The organism is Enterococcus sp. AZ194 (assembly GCF_051713825.1).
Classification (GTDB): domain Bacteria; phylum Bacillota; class Bacilli; order Lactobacillales; family Enterococcaceae; genus Enterococcus_K.
The window spans coordinates 2,306,557-2,325,305 of sequence record NZ_JBIOQR010000001.1; the positions used below are offsets into that span (position 1 = coordinate 2,306,557).

The 18,749-nt window shown below is 37.3% G+C and carries 13 protein-coding genes and 1 pseudogene; 3 read left to right on the forward strand and 11 right to left on the reverse strand.

Annotated features, from left to right (window positions below; genetic code table 11):
• Window positions 1–9 precede the first annotated feature (9 nt).
• Window positions 10–702, reverse strand: a complete 693-nt coding sequence (locus IGI37_RS10800) for a class II aldolase/adducin family protein (protein ID WP_438761836.1) — start codon at window positions 700–702, stop codon at window positions 10–12.
• 156 nt (window positions 703–858) lie between these two features.
• Between IGI37_RS10800 and IGI37_RS10805 the strand changes: the two genes are divergently transcribed.
• The gene (locus tag IGI37_RS10805; RefSeq protein WP_438761838.1) at window positions 859–1,629 is read left to right on the forward strand and encodes a DeoR/GlpR family DNA-binding transcription regulator; all 771 of its coding nucleotides are present in this window, start codon (window positions 859–861) and stop codon (window positions 1,627–1,629) included.
• A 73-nt stretch (window positions 1,630–1,702) separates the two neighbouring features.
• On the opposite strand, the gene budA is transcribed toward IGI37_RS10805, so the two are convergent.
• From budA to IGI37_RS10825, 4 genes are all read right to left on the reverse strand, one after another.
• Entirely contained in the window at window positions 1,703–2,422 is a 720-nt protein-coding gene (gene budA / locus IGI37_RS10810) for an acetolactate decarboxylase (protein WP_438761840.1), read from the reverse strand.
• Between the two features lie 17 nt (window positions 2,423–2,439).
• Window positions 2,440–4,104 carry an acetolactate synthase AlsS gene (gene alsS / locus IGI37_RS10815; protein ID WP_438761841.1) on the reverse strand — a complete coding sequence of 555 codons (1,665 nt, stop codon included), beginning with the start codon at window positions 4,102–4,104 and terminating at the stop codon, window positions 2,440–2,442.
• Between the two features lie 327 nt (window positions 4,105–4,431).
• Window positions 4,432–5,931, reverse strand: coding sequence for a replication initiation protein (locus tag IGI37_RS10820; RefSeq protein ID WP_438761843.1), 1,500 nt, complete (start codon window positions 5,929–5,931; stop codon window positions 4,432–4,434).
• A 1,232-nt stretch (window positions 5,932–7,163) separates the two neighbouring features.
• Entirely contained in the window at window positions 7,164–8,060 is an 897-nt protein-coding gene (locus IGI37_RS10825) for an acetylxylan esterase (RefSeq protein WP_438761845.1), read from the reverse strand.
• A 221-nt stretch (window positions 8,061–8,281) separates the two neighbouring features.
• Between IGI37_RS10825 and IGI37_RS10830 the strand changes: the two genes are divergently transcribed.
• Window positions 8,282–9,403, forward strand: coding sequence for an IS4 family transposase (locus tag IGI37_RS10830; RefSeq protein ID WP_438759920.1), 1,122 nt, complete (start codon window positions 8,282–8,284; stop codon window positions 9,401–9,403).
• A 291-nt stretch (window positions 9,404–9,694) separates the two neighbouring features.
• Here the strand turns inward: IGI37_RS10830 and IGI37_RS10835 are convergent, their stop codons facing one another.
• The 3 genes and pseudogenes from IGI37_RS10835 to IGI37_RS10845 all read right to left on the reverse strand — a co-directional run bounded on the left by IGI37_RS10835 (window position 9,695) and on the right by IGI37_RS10845 (window position 11,948).
• Window positions 9,695–9,994: a rhodanese-like domain-containing protein gene (locus IGI37_RS10835; protein ID WP_438761847.1), complete on the reverse strand. Its 300-nt coding sequence runs from the start codon at window positions 9,992–9,994 to the stop codon at window positions 9,695–9,697.
• Window positions 9,987–11,636: an FAD-dependent oxidoreductase gene (locus tag IGI37_RS10840; RefSeq protein WP_438761849.1), complete on the reverse strand. Its 1,650-nt coding sequence runs from the start codon at window positions 11,634–11,636 to the stop codon at window positions 9,987–9,989. The genes IGI37_RS10835 and IGI37_RS10840 overlap by 8 nt, the downstream gene beginning before the upstream one ends.
• Window position 11,637: 1 nt before the next feature.
• Window positions 11,638–11,948: pseudogene (locus IGI37_RS10845) on the reverse strand (rhodanese-like domain-containing protein).
• Window positions 11,949–12,214: 266 nt separating this feature from the next.
• On the opposite strand from IGI37_RS10845, the gene IGI37_RS10850 reads away from it, so the two are divergent.
• Window positions 12,215–12,481 (forward strand): metal-sensitive transcriptional regulator, encoded by a 267-nt coding sequence (locus IGI37_RS10850; protein ID WP_438761851.1) that lies wholly within the window; start codon window positions 12,215–12,217, stop codon window positions 12,479–12,481.
• Window positions 12,482–12,640: 159 nt separating this feature from the next.
• On the opposite strand, the gene IGI37_RS10855 is transcribed toward IGI37_RS10850, so the two are convergent.
• Genes IGI37_RS10855 through IGI37_RS10865 form a run of 3 tightly spaced genes read right to left on the reverse strand, consistent with a single transcriptional unit; the run spans window position 12,641 to window position 18,748 of the window.
• Window positions 12,641–13,816: a Gfo/Idh/MocA family protein gene (locus IGI37_RS10855; protein ID WP_438761853.1), complete on the reverse strand. Its 1,176-nt coding sequence runs from the start codon at window positions 13,814–13,816 to the stop codon at window positions 12,641–12,643.
• A 23-nt stretch (window positions 13,817–13,839) separates the two neighbouring features.
• Window positions 13,840–15,918 (reverse strand): alginate lyase family protein, encoded by a 2,079-nt coding sequence (locus IGI37_RS10860; protein WP_438761854.1) that lies wholly within the window; start codon window positions 15,916–15,918, stop codon window positions 13,840–13,842.
• 16 nt (window positions 15,919–15,934) lie between these two features.
• Window positions 15,935–18,748, reverse strand: coding sequence for a glycosyl hydrolase family 95 catalytic domain-containing protein (locus tag IGI37_RS10865; RefSeq protein WP_438761856.1), 2,814 nt, complete (start codon window positions 18,746–18,748; stop codon window positions 15,935–15,937).
• Window position 18,749 lies beyond the last annotated feature (1 nt).

Here is an 18,749-nt window from a genome sequence, read left to right on the forward strand (position 1 = left end):
CTCTTCCTATTAGCTGTACTTCTTATACCCCGGGTGTTTTCCTGTTACTTTATAGTTTGCTCTCATGGCAAACAATCGCTCCAAGGTTTCTTTAGGAATTTCTTGCTCCTTTTCTCCACCCAATAACATTCTCGCGTGATACGTAGTATTTGCTACTAATTCCAAGGTTTCCATTCGGTAAAAAGCAGTAATCACATCACACCCCACAGCTAGTGCGCCATGATTTTCTAAAAGAAGTACATCATGATTTGGTAAGAATGGTGCAATAGATTCTGGTACTTCATCTGTTGAAGGCGTTCCAAATGGTGCAATCGGGACAGAACCAATAATAATCGCATTCTCAATTAGTGAATAACTATCCAACGGTATATGAGCTAGTGCAAAGCTTGTGGCTACTGGTGGGTGCGCATGAACTACCGCTCCAACATCTTCTCTGTCATTGTAGCAACGCAAATGCATTTTAATTTCACTCGATGGCTTGTAGTCACCATTTACTTGAAGTACTTCAGCTTTGGCATTAATTTTAATTAGTTTATCGGGGGTTATGAAACTTTTACTGATGCCAGTGGGTGTGCATAAAAAATGATCCTCATCAATCTTTACCGAAACATTCCCATCGTTACCTGCAACCCAACCTTTTTGCCACATCTTATGACACACATCACAAATTTGCTCTTTTAATAATTGTTCATCTACACTCATCTCTGACCTCCATCAATATTTATTACAACAAAATTATAAATCGCTTTCAAGAGAAAATATATACTTGAACAATAGATTGATAATTGTTCAAAAGAGTGTTAAATTATGTTCAAGCTGATATCACGCAAACGATTTCAACCGGTGTGGAGGAGAAATATGGAAAACACTAGAGAAAAAGAGATAATGAGCTATCTTTCAAAGCATAAACGAGCAACACACCAACAATTATGTCAAGAACTACATTGTAGTCTAAGTACTTTACGCAGAGACTTAATTCAACTTGAGAAAAAAAGAACTATTCAACGCTTTCGAGGAGGCGCGATTTTATCTGAGACTTCCAACAATGAATACAGTGACTCTTATCGTACTACTATAAACATTCAACAAAAAAAAGTGATTGGCGAATTAGTTCGAGACTATATTCGTCCTAACATGTGCCTTTTTTTAGATTCTAGCAGTACGGTTTATCAACTTATCCCTTACATTTTAGAAATTCCGAACTTAATTATTATTACAAACGGCTTAAAAACTGCCTTAAAAATTAGCGAAACAGATAACGGGACAATCAAGGCCTATATGACCGGTGGAGCAGTAAAATTGAATACCAGCTCTGTCATCTCAAATAACCTTGACCTTATAAACAGCTCATTTCGTTTCGATATTGCCTTTTTTTCCTGTCGTGGACTTGACTATGAAGGAGTTTATGAAGCAAGCTTTTCTCAAGCTCAAATGAAAAAAAGTATGATGGACAACGCAAAATTAAAAATTCTTTTAGCCGACTCTTCAAAATTCAACTCCACTCACTTCTTCAAAATAGGCACATTCACTGATTATGATGTGATTGTCACCAACGACAAACCAAATAGTCAATACAATCAAATTTGTGAAGAAAACAACATTGACCTTGTCTATCCAGAGTCATTTTAAATTTCAACTGATTAGCTAAAAAAGTTTCGATTATCTGGTTCTTCCCCCTCGATAATCGAAACTTTTTCATTCTTTATTTCGAACCCTCTGCACGCTCAATTTCTTGTGCTAAATCGGCATAATCAATCGCTGTTTTTAAGAATGTTTCATCTGTCGTTGGAAAATGTTGGCATAGACTATCCATCCTAGATATCTCTATCTTTCCTTTTTCTAATTCAAAATCTAAAATGTGCCCACCAAATGTTTGCTCCTCATTCAAAAAATGTAAGTGAAACCCAGCAGCAGCCACTCCTTGAAACAGCTCCGGTGCATAAAAACCAACAATCGTGCCAGTGACCTTTTTTTTCGTGAATTCAGGTTGATTAGCAGAAACTTCAACCAGTCGTTTATACGGTTTTTCTTGTTTAGGCATAATGCGGATATGCATGAACGAAAACTGCCCCGTAATTTTGATTGCACTAAACATATTTTGACTCTTCATTTGATGAAGCAGGTTTTGTTTCACCTTATAGCTAGAAAGTCTTTCATTAACAGAGAAAATTTCCTCGGCTTCAAACTGCGTAACCGCGGCATAAGGTACCCGTTCTTGTCCAGTCAGCGCAACGAGCGTTCCATCTGATTTCCCTTGAAACCCCTTGTCTCCCAAAATAATTAGCTCCCCATCTAAACCATGTAAAGTGCCAATACCCAAATTTCCGAGCGTTAATAGATTCGCTAAATCCTCAGTGCCATCCATTAACCCAGCCATTAATGCGCCCAACGTACCATGCTGATGCAGTACTGTCTTACTCATACTATTCCTCTTCCTTCTTAATAGAATTGATCTGGTAAAATCGTTTCTCCCAGTTTTTCGTTGTCTCGATAATCAATCGGAATATCAATAATCACCGGCCCTTGTGTGTCCATACCTTCTTTAATCGCGTTTGATAGTTCTTCTACCGAGGATACCCGAAGACCTTTAGCGCCAAACGCCTCGGCATATTTGACAAAATCAACAGGACCAAAATCGACACCTGATGAGCGATTATACTTCATCTTTTCTTGGAACTCGACCATATTATAATGCCCGTCATTCCAAATTAAATGAATGATGTTTAGTTTCTTTCTCACTGCTGTTTCTAAGTCCTGTGCAGAAAACAAAAATCCGCCGTCCCCAGATACAGAAATAATTTGAGTATTAGGTCGAACTAGGGCTGCTGCAATCGCCCAAGGTAACGCAACTCCTAGTGTTTGCATGCCGTTACTAAACAACAAATGACGAGGTTCATAACTTCTAAAATGGCGAGCCATCCAAATATAGTGACTCCCCACATCAACCGTCACAGTCATCTCATCTGTGACCTTGCCTTGTAATGTACGAATCACTTCTAACGGATGAAGCTCCCCTGTTTCTTCTTGAGGTTCAAACATATCTCGCGCGGTCAATCTTTCTTGCAGCGTCTTTAAATAAGCTAAAGAATCTTCTGCCAACTGATACCTACCAATTTCCTGTGTTAATGACTGTAACGTCGCCGCAATATTTCCGATAAGCTCTGATTCGGGTTGAAGATATTGGTCAATCTCAGCGGGGATTTCATCAATCACCACAATTCGAGCATCCTTTTCTGCATTCCAGTTCCGTGCTTCATATTCGATAGGATCATACCCCACCGCAATCACTAAATCACTGCGCTTTAACAACATATCCCCTGGTTGGTTTCTGAATAAACCAACGCGTCCAAAAAAGTGGTCTTCTAATCTTCTAGAGATCACGCCCGCCGCTTGGAAGGTTTCCACTACAGGTAGCTGTATTTGGCTAATCAATTCTCTAATCGCTGCTGATTCATTAACGCTTGAACCACGCATACCGACTAGTAACACAGGTAATTTAGCCTCTTTAATTTTTTGTGCGAGCTCTTGAATCGTTTCCGGTGAAGCTGAACCAAGCTTTGGTTCTCTCAATGGTTTGATAGCTTCACTGCTGATTGGTGCATCGACAACATCTTGAGGAATACTAATGAAGCTCGCGCCTTTTTTTGAGGCTTTAGCTGTTCGATAGGCATTCGCAATAATCTCAGAAAGGTTCTCTGGATCTTGAACTTCCACACTATATTTGGTAATCGGTGCAAATAAGGCCGCATTGTTCATACTTTGGTGTGTTTGTTTGGATAAGTCACCACGCTTCACTTGACCGCCAATTGCTAAAACAGGGTCACCTTCTGCGGTAGCTGTGACTAATCCGGTCGCTAAATTACTCGCACCAGGTCCACTCGTCGCAATGACTACTCCTGGTTCTCCCGTAATTCGACCAACCGCTTGTGCCATAAAAGCCGCATTTTGTTCATGTCGTGTTACGATTAATTCTGGTCCCGCGTCTTCTAAAGCATTAAATACGCCATCAATCTTAGCTCCAGGAATCCCAAAGATATAAGGAACTTGATGATTGATTAAACTTTCAACCACTAAATCTGAACCCTGTTTCAGTTTTTTATTCATCTGTATTACTTCTTTCTTTACAGCTAATTCATAGCCTTCTTTTATTAAAAGTACAAATATATCCATTTTTGTTGATACAGTTTATATTTTTGTTTCAAAATGAGTATAGCATAGTTCACAGAAATTGTTTACTAAAAACCATTTCAAAATTGATGAATAGATTTCTGCTTATATATAAACAAATTTATGAAAATACAACTTTTTTTCAAACGTCTAGCACTCTAAAAAAAGAAAACCGACAAACATAATTGTCGATTTTCTAAGCTCATTTATTAATACAGTTTTTTTATCACACTGAAACAGATAATTCAATCTGTCTAAACCTACTCAGAGTTTTCGAAGAATTTTTTCTTCCCACTCTTTTTGTTCCGTCACTCGCGTAGCAGAAGCTTCTTCAAATGTCTCAGTCGCTAGTTTTTGATTTAAACGCTGAATTTGTTCATTTTTCCACTCTTCTTCAGTCAAATCATGTGGTCTACTCGGTAAATCATCATAGAACCATGAAGGGAGATTTTCTTTTTGTCCCTTCACCTTCCACTTACTTAGATACTCTCTTTTTTCTAAAAACAGTTTAAAGTCGAGTAATGTCCCCACACTCTTTTTCTCTTGATTGACAAATCGTCGATAGCGAAAAACGCCATTTCGTATGAGACCATACTCATCTAAGTGTTCCACCATCAATTTATCAAATGCCAGAAAAGCTTTTTCTTTATCAGCTTTTTTCGGATAAATTGTCCATAGCTCTTCAAAATCTGGCGTGAAGGTTTCTGTCTCCTCGACTTCAGCATGATTGGTCGGCCACTCATCTTCCCAACGTTTGTTTTTGAAAAAGTTACCACCTGAGAGAACATATTTGAAATCAATCTCATTTTCTTCAACGTACTGAGAATAATTTAAAATGCCTGTCTTAATTACTTCAATATCCGTTCCCTCTTCAATCGCTTGAAGGAAGTATTTTTCACCAGAAACTTTATTGGTCTTTTTCGGAAAATTACGCCAAATTTTTTCAAACTCAGCTTTAATAAGCCCTTTATTATTTTCAACTAGTGCAGGCTCTTCTTCGTTGATTACCTTAGTTTCCTTCAACTCTAAAAAGAAGACGAGCGCCGTTGTCTTTCTACCTGATTTTTTGGCAATATAATCAACCTTCAACAAGGTTTTTTTGTTGATGACTTCAATCGCTTTTTTGATATCACGATTAACCGTGGCCCAACGTATCTCATTTCCCGTTGCATCCACATGCTTATCTAAAAGCTCACGCAAAATTTCCACAGTGATCTCAACCTCACCCTGGAATGCATATGATCTAAGATAGCCATATAATTGTAATGCAGCTTTACTTTCAGTTCCAAGGTTCACCACATCGTATAGCTGATACTGGGTATAATTTCCTTGGTTCTTCAACTGAATCAAATAAGGGGTCAGCACCTCTGACAACTTTAAGTGATACGTATTGTTGTCAATTAACTCCGCCTTATCCAGCCACCGCATCAAAGATTCTTTCTTTTTTGGCTTAATCCCTTTTGTATTCTTTTTTTCATCATACTCCACCCACCACCAGGCTTTCGAACCTAATTCTAAAATCGCCTCTTTGGTGTTTTGGATTGCTTTTCCACCTTCATTAGGAAAGCCCAAAATTTCATTTAACTCATTAACGCTGACCTCGACTGTACTAAATCCAGTATCTTCAGGCTTGATGTTTGAAATTAAGAACTCACTAATAATAAATGCTTTTTTACTCAGATCATTTCGACCTTCTCGTAAAAGCTTATTGGACTTAGCAATGTGGAAATTATGTTGTTTATGTGGAAAACTTAATTTATTCATATTGCCCCTCCAGACACAAATACAATTGTACCTAACTACATTCAAAATTTCTATAGATTGACTCGGTGGATATTTTTGTACTTTTGATGGGAATTTCTGTACTTTTCGGCTATTTATCCTAAAGTACAGAAATTCCCACTCGTTTTCGGGGATTTTTTGTACCTTTGATGGGAAAAGTTGTTCTTTTTTATGGGAATTCTTGTACCTTTCCTCAAAAATAGTTATCCACACGCCCTTTTATCATGGGAATTTTTGTACTTCTACAATCACGACGAGAGAAAAAAGCCTTATTTAGTAGCATTTTGAACGAGCTTATTCAGATTTCCCCTGGGAATTTCTGTATTTTTGATGAAATATAAACGCCTCTCGATGATGGGAATTTCTGTACCCTAAAGCAGCTCCTTATAATCGCTTATATGGGAATTTTTGTACCCTAGGGATTTCTTGTACCTTTCAGGGAATTTTTGTTCTTTTGATGGGAATAATTGATTTTTACTCGGGAATTTTTGTATCTTTCTTGAACTTTTTTGTTCCTTAACAGGATATTTTTGTACTTTTGCTAGGACACTTTTGCAACTAGAATATTCTAATAAACGCTTATTCAATCAGTGTTTCACGGGTTTTTGATAGAAAATTATCACTTTTATCTACTATAAAATAAAGTATTAAGTATCAACTATCTAAATTGATAAAGTAAATAAACTAAATTAATTTATGGGAATTTTTGTACCTTTCTTTAAAAAAAAATTCATTCAAATAAATAAGGAAAAAACCTCTCTTTAAGTTATCCACAAAAAAATGGCGAAAAAATTTTTAAAACAGGCAAATAAAGTTTTTTCGAAAATCTGTGGATAACATCTGAATTAATAGCACACTAATTATTCACAAAAAATTGTTATTTTAAATTTATATGTCGCTATTATTAAGTGAAATCTACTTAAATGAAAATAGTAATGAAAACTTATTCAAATGCAGATGTTTCAGAATAACCATTCAAATAAACTTTTTAAAGTCTTTAAAAAGTTTATTTCCGCTGTTTTTTATTGTTTCTGAAATTTCTTTTTTTTTCTTTACTTATCCTCTTACCTATCGCATTTTTATAAAAAGAACAACCGTCTGTTACACTGAATGTGAAACATAGTTGCCCTTATTTCAAAGTAGCCGTAAAAAAAACAAGCATTCACTAAAAAAGTTTAATGCTCGTTTTTCTAATAAATATATTTTTTTTCAGCTTATTGTTCCTTCAGCAGTTCGTTTATTTTTCGCATTTCTCTTTTTAATTGACGCTGTCCACCACCTTCATGGCCTTTGTTCCAATAAATAATGATTTCTTTTGGCGAATGAAGTTTATGATAGGTTGGAATAAAATTGGTCATTGGACAAATGGGATCCGCACTTCCAACTGAAATATAGACAGGATTTTGAATCGATTCGACCAAATTGACTGTGTCAAAAACAGAAAGAGCTCCTTTAATTTGAGAATCCGTCTCCGGATGTTGTTTAATGTAGTCATGAATTATCCCATATGAACCAGTCCCCTCGTCAATTCTTTTGGAAATAGTTGAGTGACTAGGAACATTCGCGAAGGTCGCTTGGATCGACTGTTCTGTCAGTGCGTTAACAATTAGTGCCAGCCCGCCACCTTGCGAACCCCCACGTAGGAATATTTTTTTGGAATCAATTTCAGGAAGCTGTGAGACAAGAGTCACTGCCCGCAAATTATCGGCAATGATTCTTCTCATATAAAAATCTTCACTAGCTAAGAATCCTTTTCCTATAGGGGCGTTCAAAGTAATTGTCTCATAAGGAGCCGTGTCCATTGTCTTACCGCCTTGTCCACGATTGTCAATTAGGAGATAAGCACATCCTGTTTCTAGCCAACCAATATAATGATCAGGCGATTGGATCTGATTCATATAACCAAGAAAATCAATGATGATTGGGCAAGGATGAGCAATTTTAGGGATTAAAAGAAGGCCATAGATTGTCTCTTCAAGTAGGCTTTGAAAAGAAAAATCATAAACCTCTGCATGTGGGAATACATCTGGTCTTTTTTTTCGCTGAAATTGGCTAGGTGTCCGAGCTAGTTCATCCAAAGTCTTTTTCCAAAACTGTTTTGTCGTATTCATTGTACATCTCCTATTTTTTAATTCGGCTTCTATTATGACATTTGATACTTGGTTTATATTATAGGCTTCCCTTTCAATTTTTCCTACTTTTATATCAGCTCACTAGTGTTGCAAAGACTCCTCAACCTATCTAAAACTTGATATAAAGCTATCCAGACAAAAAAAAATCCTTTATACTACTCTTGGATGACTTATCCAAGACCAATAAAAAGGACCACAACATGGATAAGTATAACTCAAAAACTTCATTTCAGAAATGGTTTTCTTCAATAAATTTGAATAATTTATCGGAAGAAGCCAAAAATTGGATGCAACAATTTAATTCTTACAGTAAAAAACTGGACTTCACGACCACAATTAAAGTTCTGTTACATGCCGTTTATGAAGAGCTTCCAAGCTTTCGCGAAATGGACAGATCCTTTATGGATCGAAGTCTTCGCCAAGAAATAGGCATAGATTCGCTGTGCTACAGTTCACTTTCTCGTAAAATTCCTGAAATCAGTCAAGAAGTTCTAATGGAGATCTTTGCGCAGTTGGCTCAGAAAGTGGCAAAAGAACGACCAAGTTCAAAAACAACTAGCCTTCAACTTGTTGATTCAACCACGATCCCGTTGAATAAGACGCGGTTTCCATGGGCAAATTTTCGGAAAACTAAAGCAGGTATCAAGCTTCATTTGAACCTCTGTTATCTGGACAAAACCAATCAATACCCAGAACATTTTACGATTACTAATGCCGAAGAACATGACCGGAATCATTTCGAATGTTTAGTGGACAAAACAGAAGCGACCTATGTTGTGGATCGCGGCTATTTTGATTACAAACTGCTGGATCACCTGCACAATGACGGTTATTTCTTTGTGACACGAACAAAATCCAATACGACGATTACAGTCTTAGAACAAATTGAACTCGTGAATCCAAAAACAACAGACGGTCAACTTATCAGTGATCAACACGTCATTTTAGGCGGCGGAAACAATCACGTCACCGAACGATTTCGTCTTGTGACCGTTTTGACGAAAGGTCAACGTCTCTTGCGAATCGTTACCAATCGTTTTGATATTTCGCCAAATGAAGTCGCCGACATGTATCAAGCACGTTGGCAAATTGAGCTGTTTTTCAAACATTTAAAACAGAATCTGGCAATCAAGCAACTTTACTCACGAAGCGAACAAGGTGCAATTAATCAAGTGATTCTCACCCTTATCGCGACGCTGTTAACCTATTTGGTAAAGATCGAATTGAATTCGGTAGCGACACTTTTCCAGTTAAAGCGCTCATTTCATTATCTACGTTTTGAGCCTGCAGAAATCTGGTTAGAGCGCCACAGACCCGGGTGATTTTGACTAAATACGTTGTCGACGCTTTTAGGATTCAGTTAAATACGACCAAAATTTTCTGGAAAAAAGTCATCCCTTGCGTAAGCATTCGACTTTTTTTTAAATTTTAGCGAAAGATAGTTTTCAGATTATTCTGACTATATTTGCGCAACACTAGTGATATCAGCTATTTATAAAAATATTTTGGGCCGTTTAAATGAATAAAAAAAGCATAGAATCGATGGTTAGATACATCAATTCTACACTTTTAAACAGGAAAAGCAGGTCTCTTGCAAAATAGAAAGAAGCTTTTTATGAGACCAATTCTCCTAACCAACTTGAGATTCCTCCAAGAACATTAGTGACCTCATATCCTTGACTAGACAAAAATTGACAAGCCGTCATAGAACGACTTCCTGACTGACAAATAAGGTAATACGTTTGACGCTTATCTAGCTGTTTAAATTGACAGTTCAGCTGGCTCAATGGATAGTTTGTAGCATTAGACAAGTGTTCCACTACATATTCATCAGCTTCTCGCACATCAATAACATTTAGTTGATTTTGTTTGCTGAGTTGGTAAAATTCGGGCATAGAAATGGTTTTAAACATAGATAAGCTCCTCTTCTCTGACGATTTGATATAGTCTAAAAGCACCATCTAAATTGGCAACAGAAAAACCAGACTGCTTCAATATTCTTTCTGCAATGTAGCTACGTAGTCCGCTATAGCAGCTGACAATGTACTCCTTTGTTTTATCTAGCTCATCAAGGCGTTCTCTCAATTCATTCAATGGGATATTTAGTGAATGAGGAAATCTACCCTGTGTTTGTTCATCTGACGTTCGTACATCTAAAAGAATTTTTCCTTTTGCGAGTTCATCAGCTAACTCATACCATTGTACAGACTGGCTGAAGCCTTCGATTAGATTCATGGCCACATACCCTAACATATTGACTGGGTCTTTGGCTGAACCAAATGGTGGCGAATAAGTTAGCTCTAGTTCAGGCAAATCAAAAACAGATAATTTAGCTTTAATGGCTGTAGCGAGAATATCAATGCGTTTGTCTACACCCTTTTCTCCGATACCTTGTGCCCCGTAGATTTCTCCAGTGGTTTGATTAAAAATTAGTTTCAAATTCAGCTCAGTTGCACCAGGATAATAAGCTGCATGATCTTTTCCATTGATATGAACCACAGAAATTGGTAGCTCTTTTTGGCGTGCTGCGCGTTCACTTAGTCCCGTTGAAGCAGCGCACAGAGAAAAGGTTCGAACGATAGCCGTTCCAATCCCCCCTTTGTTTTTTCTTTTAAACCCTGCAATCACATCAGCGACTTGTCTTCCTTGTCGATTTGCGGGTGAGGCCAAAGAAATCAGCGTATCTTCATTTGTGAGTTGTTGTTTGACAACGATCGCATCCCCTACTGCATAAATATCTGGTTGATTGGTTTGATAGTGCTCATCCACTAAAATGCCCCCACGAAAACCTGTTTTAATAGTTGCTTGTAGAGCAAGCGAGTTTTCTGGCTGAACGCCAACGCAAAGAATGGTTAAATCAGAAGATAGTCGTGTGCCATCTTCTAAAATGAGGATTTTGCCTTCCTTTTCAAACGCAACTACTGATTGTCCGGTGGTTACCTGCACTTCGTTATTCTTTAATTCTTTCTCTATAAATGCGGCCATTTCCTCGTCAAATTGAGGGAGAACCTGAGGCGCTTTTTCGATGAGAGTCACTGAAAGGCCTCTCTTTTTTAGATTTTCAGCCATTTCTAAGCCAATAAATCCCGCACCAATAACCACTGCTTGTTGAGCCTGAGTATCAAGAGTCTTGATGATTTGATCTAAATCAGGAATACTTCTGAGACTAAAGGCATTTTTCGCTTCTTCTATTCCTTGAATTGGCGGAATCAGTGGTTTTGCCCCAGGTGAAAGAATAAGTCGGTCATAGCTTTCAGAAAAGATTTGTCCATTTGTTTGAACTGTGACCGTGTGTTCGTTGGGATTGATGCCGATAACTTCATGATGTGGGCGAACATCTAAACCGAAACGAGCGGCTAACGCTTCGGGTGTTTGTACAACCAAACTTTCACGTGTGTCGATTTCTCCTGAAACAAAATAGGGTAAGCCACAATTGGCAAAAGAAACATAAGGTCCCTTCTCAAACACGATAATTTCTGCATCTTCCATCAGTCGCCGTAAACGTGTAGCCGCAGACATGCCTCCTGCAACACCGCCTATAATTACAATTTTCACTCTATTTTCCTCCTACTTGTTTTCCGGTCCAGCTGTTCATACCACCACGGATATTGATCACTTCATAGCCTTTTTTTTTACTATTTTTGCTGTATGTCGACTTCTACCACCTGATTGGCAAATGAGATAGTGAAGGACTTTTTTACCCTTATAGGTATTTATCTTCTGTAAAGGAACATTTATTGATCGTTGGATATGTCCTGAACGATATTCTAATGGGGTTCGAATATCTAATAGTTGGCTGTTTTTATCGATTATTTGCGCGAATTGAGTCGTTGAAATAGATTTGATGGGCTGAAATAATGAGAACACACCAATTCCTCCTTTTCTACTGTGCTAATATACCCTATACGGTATATTAAACGCTTGTTTTCCTTTATTGTCAAGAACTAATTAGTTGAGTGGGTTATCTAGACCTACCAAACGATTTGACAATCATACCCCTAGTGGGTATGATGTGTTAGTAACGTGTTACTAAAAAAGAGTATTTATTTCTAGTACACACACATCAAAAGACAGAAACTGCGTCAATAATAGATAAAGCTCCCTTTAGAACTTTTTAGAAAGTAGGCAATGATATGGAGAAAACTTCTCAAACAAAACAAGTATTAAATCGCTTGAAACGAACAGAAGGTCAAATTCGTGGGGTTCAAAAAATGATTGAGGAAGAAAAAGAATGTATGGATGTAATGACACAACTGAGTGCCATTCGTTCAAGTATCGATCGTGTGATGGGAATCATTGTGGCGGAAAATTTGAAAGATTGTTTGGAAGACCCTGAAAAAGATCCTCAAGAGCAGACAAAAAAACTAGAAAAAGCCATTCAAATGATTATAAAAAAATAAGTGTATCAATTTTGTAGCTTGAAAATTATAGTTAGACAGAAATACTTAGGCATACTGTGGTTTCGCGTTTTATCTTAGTTGCTACAAAAATAGATTGTACGACAGAATAAGGTCTTTTTTCTGACATACAATCTATTATATTTTTTGTTTATGACGTAATCAGCCGAGCCCTTTTGGCCAAGAGAGTGTCATAATTTTTTTTTGATCAATTGATTCTTGTGCAGCTAGCGCCAATAAACCGACCGCTACACTTGAACTTAGAGAGGAAACGGGGGCTTTTTGCGAGTGAATCGCTTGTATGAAATCTTGAAGTTGTTCTAGGTCTCCTGTTTCCATCTCAACCGTTTCAGATGAATCGGTATAAATAATCGATTCATTCTTTAATCGATTCCTAAATGTAATTGTATTGGTTGCATCTTCAATAATCATTTCTCCCTTTGAGCCAAATAGCTGGAATTCTCGTTTATAATAAGCACTAAATTGGCAAAGCTGATAGGAAGCTTTTGCTCCATTTTGATACTGGATGGCGAGTGTCTGGTGATCATCAACATCTATTTCCTCATGAAAGACACAGCTATCTGGCCAGTTTTCCCCCCAGTTAATATTTTTTTCAGTCGCTAAATTTTGTATACTTTCTTCACAGGACATCTGATAAGGACAAGTACAACAATGAAGGTCTGTTGGAACAGGATGCCCAAATTTTTTTAATGCTCCGGGTTTCCCCATTGTGGCTAGCCCTCCAAATCCAACGACTTTTTCAGGCAATGAATTCACAAAAAAGTTGAGTAAATCTAGTGAATGTGTGGCTTTTTGTAGAAGTAAGCTTCCTGAGTTTTTACGAAGCCTATGCCAGTCATGAAAGAAAGCATAACCACCATAGGGAATATGATCAATCGCGTTAATCATTACAAGGTCTCCTAGCAGTCCTTCATCTAAAAGCTGACGTGCTTTTTGAAATAAACGAGCATATCTTAATACATAACCAATTTCAATTACATTCGGATATGCAGATAATTTACACCAAAGCGCTACAATTTTTTCTGTAGAAATTTCTAGCGGTTTTTCGCAAAGAATGTGTTTTCCAGCGGCAGCGGCAGCCAACATAATTTCCCCATGTGTGTCATCTGGCGTACTTATGAAAACAGCTTGAACATTCGGATGATTTAATACCTGTTGATAGTCTGTCGTTTTTTCCACCGTTGGAAATTGATCAAAATTATTTTCATTTGTGTCACAAACAATTTCAATATGACAATCTTTCTGTTTGGAAATCGTTCGTAAAGCATATTTATATCCCCTGTTTCCTAGGCCGATGATACCAAAGCCAATAGTCATTTTTCCCTCTCCTATCCATACGGCTAACCTTTCAAAATAATCTTATTTGTAGAATTTTTACTATAAGCAGCTCTAGCGACTACCTTGAGCTCATCTAGTTGATAGACTTTTCTGCTAGATGAAGTTTGATCTTCAAGATGAGTTAAAATTATCTGATGTGTGTCTCGGTTATCAGTAATTTCGTAACAGCAAGCATATTTTGAAGCAATTTCTGTGTGATATAAATCAACTAACTTTCGTTCCTTAAGCTGAATAGATTGATCTAAACTAAGAACAGACACCATAATCGGCTCGCTTGACTCGTGAATCATTTTTTTACTTTGATGAGATTCATTGTATCGTGGAGAATACCATGCATCTTCTATCTTAATACAAGAATTTTTCGTTTTGAGCGTCTGGATAAATAACTGGTGCTCGTCCCCACTATAGACGAACTCATTTTCATTTATTTGCTCTAATAAAGTGTTCGGGAAATGGAAGTGTTGTTGATAGGAATGAGGTTCATTCGTATGAAAATAATCAATAATTAACCAAATTCCTTTTTGAATATAGAACAGCTTTCTTTGTGTAAAAACATTCATCGAATCATTCATATAGCCTAAATGACTGCCTTCAATATAGTCAACAGAATCGGTTAAGCGTACATAAGTTGGCAAACTATGTCCAACAGATTGAAAGGTCCATGAGCCTTCTTGTCTTGTAAATTCTTGGTTATCGACGGTTGGAACATTATGAGCAATGCCACTCTTAAATGTTTTGCGTGTCTGACTTCCTTCAAGATAAGTAAAACGGCCAGAATCAGTCAACAAGTAGTCATTTCCGGCATGAATCTCTAAATGTAATAAGTTGCAATGCCCATGTCCACCACCTTGAGGACCTGAAGCGAACATGGTATATATCCCACTATTGGTCCATGAGTCTCTTAAAAAAATTAGGCCGCTATCAGGTAAAACGAGTTTATCAAAATTAGGAGTTAAGGAAGGGAGTTGTTCGTATTCTTCCTTAGCTGTGCCCCCATAAAAGAACAAGGTTTCAAAAGAAAGTCTAGTTTCTCCTAAGAATTTTGCCTGTGAACTACGTAGAATGAGGGCAGCCTTGGTTAACAAAGAAGCCATTTTTTCTTCATCACTGTCTCCAAAAGGCGATTGTTTTCCATCTGGTTTTGTTAAAGCGAGCGAGACAACCAACATCTGTTGGACCTTTTTCTTAAAGGAAAGTTGTTTTTCAAAGCCTAATCGGTGGCCTAGCTCTAGAATTTCCAATAGTGAAAGAAAGACTTCATGATGGTACATGAATGACTGTTCCCAATGTAGTCCATCTTTGCGAATCTGTAATTCTGCAGATTCGTTCAAATAATCGATACTTTTTTTTAAGTAATCAGTCGGAACACGTAATTCTGGAAATAGTGAGAGTGCTGCAATGACACCGTTCATTTCTAAGATTTTCCAGTTACTAACAGGTGCGACCGCTAAATTTTTTGGACTCATTAAATATACAATCTGCTCTTGTATACTTCTTAAAACCTTCACTAATAATTCTGAAGGAAATAAATCCATCGCTTCATCTTGTTGAAAGATCATCATGAGGCAGAAACACCAATTTTTTAGACGAATGCCTGTATCGATTGTTCGACAAGAGGTTCTGGCATAGTGAGTTAATGGCTTCTTATGATAAGAAATCCATTGTTCTAACCAGTCAAAGAAGCAAAACAGATATTTTTCGTCTTTTGTCAGGCTATATAATTGAACTAGTTGAATCAAATAGCGCTGTCTATTAAGCATCCACATCCATTCTGGATCCCCGTTCGGAGTCTTCTCCCAATCAATGAGTTTGTTCATTTGATAAGGTGTTGGGCAGCGTTCCATGTCCCATTCGTTGTCATAGGTAATAATTTGATGGAGCAATTTTTCGCCATGGCTCATCAAATGCTCAAGTTCTTCTTGATAGTCAGGATTATTTTTAATCAACGAGAGAGTTAAAGATAAATGAGTTCCTAAATAAGCTTGTTTTCGTTGAGAGAAATAGCTTTTGAGAGTATCATTTGTAGAATATTTTTCAAAAGTCGTCGAATCTAAATTGACTACAGTAGATTGGTTCTTCATTAGTTTGTTCTCCTCCTTAGTAAAAGAGCCTATCTTTATTAATAATTAAAAAATTGATGGCCCACACAGAACCTGATGCAGGGTTATTACTGGGGTTCGTATCTAATTGAATGGCTAATGGGCCCCCAGAGTGAACAAAAGGAAATTCAAGATAATCGTACTGGTTAGCTTCAAGCTTAAACGTCTGTTTTTCTTGATTAACCCGAACCTCTGTATAAGAAGCAATTGTTCCACCAATACCGAGTAGCAAGGTATATTTTCCAGCAGGCATAACAACAGTAAATATATTTTTTTTATCTGATACTAAACAATCCTCTTGTAATATATTCGCTGTTTTCCCTTTGATAGACTGAACAGTTGGTTGATCAAATCCATACATTTGGTGCTTACAAATTGTATCCTCAGCATCAATAGAACGATAACCTGTAACGAGCAACTCAACAGGTGTTGCTAGATTTACCTGACGAGCAAATAGACTACGATAGTCTTTCTCCTGAGTCCCACCAAAGTCAAACTTGTAGACGGTCATAGGATAAATATAAGTGTTGCCCATCAAATAAGGTCTAGTCATCGCATCAATTTTTTTCCAAAAATGAGTAGTCTCATCTTTTCCTAAAAATAAAGTTCTTTTGCAAAGACTTTCTCTTTTTAGTGGATAATTTATAGAATCAGGTTCTTTAACTTGTTTTCCAAACTCGACAACACTCCCCTCTTTTAGTGATATGTTTGGCAGCGCCTCTTTAAAGTCTAGAATTAGATGAGCAGGGTATCGTATTTGAATGGTTTCAGTACTACCTCCAATAATTTTTAGCCAACAAATGCGGAGGTTGATTACTTGCAGACTAATGACATGTCCGCCTTTGACTAGCAAATTAGAAAATGCGCAATTTTTCCAGCCGCCCTTCTCTATATCAGAAGCTATTGAATTGGGGATCTTTTTGACTCCAATGGGCAGTCCAGGTAGCAAACAAAGGATATTCCCCTGTTTTTGAATTAATAACTCATTTATAGTATTGGTCAGGCCACCAGTTGGCTCCATCATTGCAGGCAATTGGATGGGTGGTTTTGTAATCAGTGCGAGATTAATCCAACGTTCAGACTCTTCATAAGCAAGTCCATTTGAATGAATATAGAAATCGAGACCTTTTTCATATAGCGTTTTAATGGCTTTATCGCCTTCACCTAGTTGGGCATAAGCCGAGGCAATCCAAGTGGGACCAAACATCCCTATTTCACAGTTATTAAAAGCATAATCTACAGTATTTTTGGCAATCGTTTCAAATGTGCCGTTCAGACTGTATTGTGGGTCTTTTATCGGAAAAATGGGCATTAGAACAGATGGATGACGAAGCCACTGCTCTTTTTTTGTATACGGCGAATCCATTAAACGAGGCTTTTTTTCGTTTGTAATTGCATAATTAGGTAGCTTTTCTAAAAATTGTTGATAGATAGGATTTGTTTCCTCGTTTAAAATTGTTAAAGTTTTTAATGTAAATTCAAACAGATAACGGATTGTTGCAATCGTAATCGTACTATCTGATGTAAGAGGGCCTTGTTCTGGCGAAATGTCCGGAAAAAATAACCCGTCTTCTGTTAGTGTATAGGTAGCGAGAATAAAATCACATTGTGCGTTAAAAACAAGTGAAGCTTTTCGCAAAAAATCAAGGTCATTTGTGTATTCATAATACCAAAATAAGAATTGGGCACACCAAGGCTGAATACAGTTGTAAAAATGATGAGGATAGTCGATTGCCCAACCGTCCTTTCCATAATAGGCTTTGGTGTAGGAGCGGATGTCCTTCTCATGGGCTAAATAAGCATCACAAAAGTGTTTCGCTAGTTCTAGATGATTCGACGAGAAAGTTGACCAAAAGATGGATTGAATATTCACATCCCAATACCACATACTTCCCCATAAGGATTCATTTTTAGTATCCCATAATCCGTTTAGCCCAGGCCCTTGTTTGAAGTGGAGGCTACCTATCCCACTGGATGCTTTGATGAGGTAGGTATATAAGTGCCAAAGTGTTTCAAGGAACTTATCAGGAATGCTAAGGGTTGTTTTCCACCAATCTGTCCAAAAATCTAGATGATTCATTAAAATAGTTTGCCAAGTAAAAGTTTCTCTCATTGGTGAAAATAATGAAAAGGCCAAAAGATGGTTCTGCTGCTCCTGTTTAGGAACCAGTAAATTATTTGCCCCCTTCTTTAGTGAACCATCTGTTTGAATAAACAAGTAATCATTATTTGCTTTTTTTACAAGGAGGGTACTATCTGTAAGCTTTTGTGTAGTGTAGCTATTTTCATGCTGAGTAAAAGTGAGAGAAATACCTAGTAGCAGCTCAGATAAGTTTTCTTCGGAATGCAAAATGAGCGTATCTTCTGACTCTATGATTAATAATTGTATAATAATCTGTTGCCGATCTTTAGAAATAATTAGCTCTAACATTGACTTTTCAATGAGAAGTGAGAGCTCATGAAACACGATATCTTGGCTAAACTGAATCTGAAGACGCCCGGTTTCGGGTGTCTTCTTCAGTGAATACAACGGGTCTATTTGTGTAGTATATGGACGTAAGGTTTGCTGATAGGGCTGGGCTAATCGTTGTTCAATAGGTAGCTTTTGATACATTGCTTTATCTGCCCAATAATTAGCCGTCCCCCATGTTTTTTCTTTATCAACTGCTTCGTAATAAATATCATAATGATTTAATGTTACATGCAGTGTGTGTGCTTTATAGTAAGCCATACAGCCAAACTTTCCATTTCCTAACGGGAGCGCCTCGAAATAATCTGAGTCCACATTAGAATAGGTAATCTTATGCATCATT

Coding starts and splice junctions, on each gene's coding strand:
- alsS (WP_438761841.1), bottom strand. CDS start 4,104: ATGAATAAAAAACTGAAACAGGGTTCAGATTTAGTGGTTGAAAGTTTA.
- IGI37_RS10825 (WP_438761845.1), bottom strand. CDS start 8,060: ATGAATACGACAAAACAGTTTTGGAAAAAGACTTTGGATGAACTAGCT.
- IGI37_RS10830 (WP_438759920.1), top strand. CDS start 8,282: ATGGATAAGTATAACTCAAAAACTTCATTTCAGAAATGGTTTTCTTCA.
- IGI37_RS10860 (WP_438761854.1), bottom strand. CDS start 15,918: ATGAAGAACCAATCTACTGTAGTCAATTTAGATTCGACGACTTTTGAA.
- budA (WP_438761840.1), bottom strand. CDS start 2,422: ATGAGTAAGACAGTACTGCATCAGCATGGTACGTTGGGCGCATTAATG.
- IGI37_RS10855 (WP_438761853.1), bottom strand. CDS start 13,816: ATGACTATTGGCTTTGGTATCATCGGCCTAGGAAACAGGGGATATAAA.
- IGI37_RS10805 (WP_438761838.1), top strand. CDS start 859: ATGGAAAACACTAGAGAAAAAGAGATAATGAGCTATCTTTCAAAGCAT.
- IGI37_RS10865 (WP_438761856.1), bottom strand. CDS start 18,748: ATGATGCATAAGATTACCTATTCTAATGTGGACTCAGATTATTTCGAG.
- IGI37_RS10800 (WP_438761836.1), bottom strand. CDS start 702: ATGAGTGTAGATGAACAATTATTAAAAGAGCAAATTTGTGATGTGTGT.
- IGI37_RS10850 (WP_438761851.1), top strand. CDS start 12,215: ATGGAGAAAACTTCTCAAACAAAACAAGTATTAAATCGCTTGAAACGA.
- IGI37_RS10835 (WP_438761847.1), bottom strand. CDS start 9,994: ATGTTTAAAACCATTTCTATGCCCGAATTTTACCAACTCAGCAAACAA.
- IGI37_RS10820 (WP_438761843.1), bottom strand. CDS start 5,931: ATGAATAAATTAAGTTTTCCACATAAACAACATAATTTCCACATTGCT.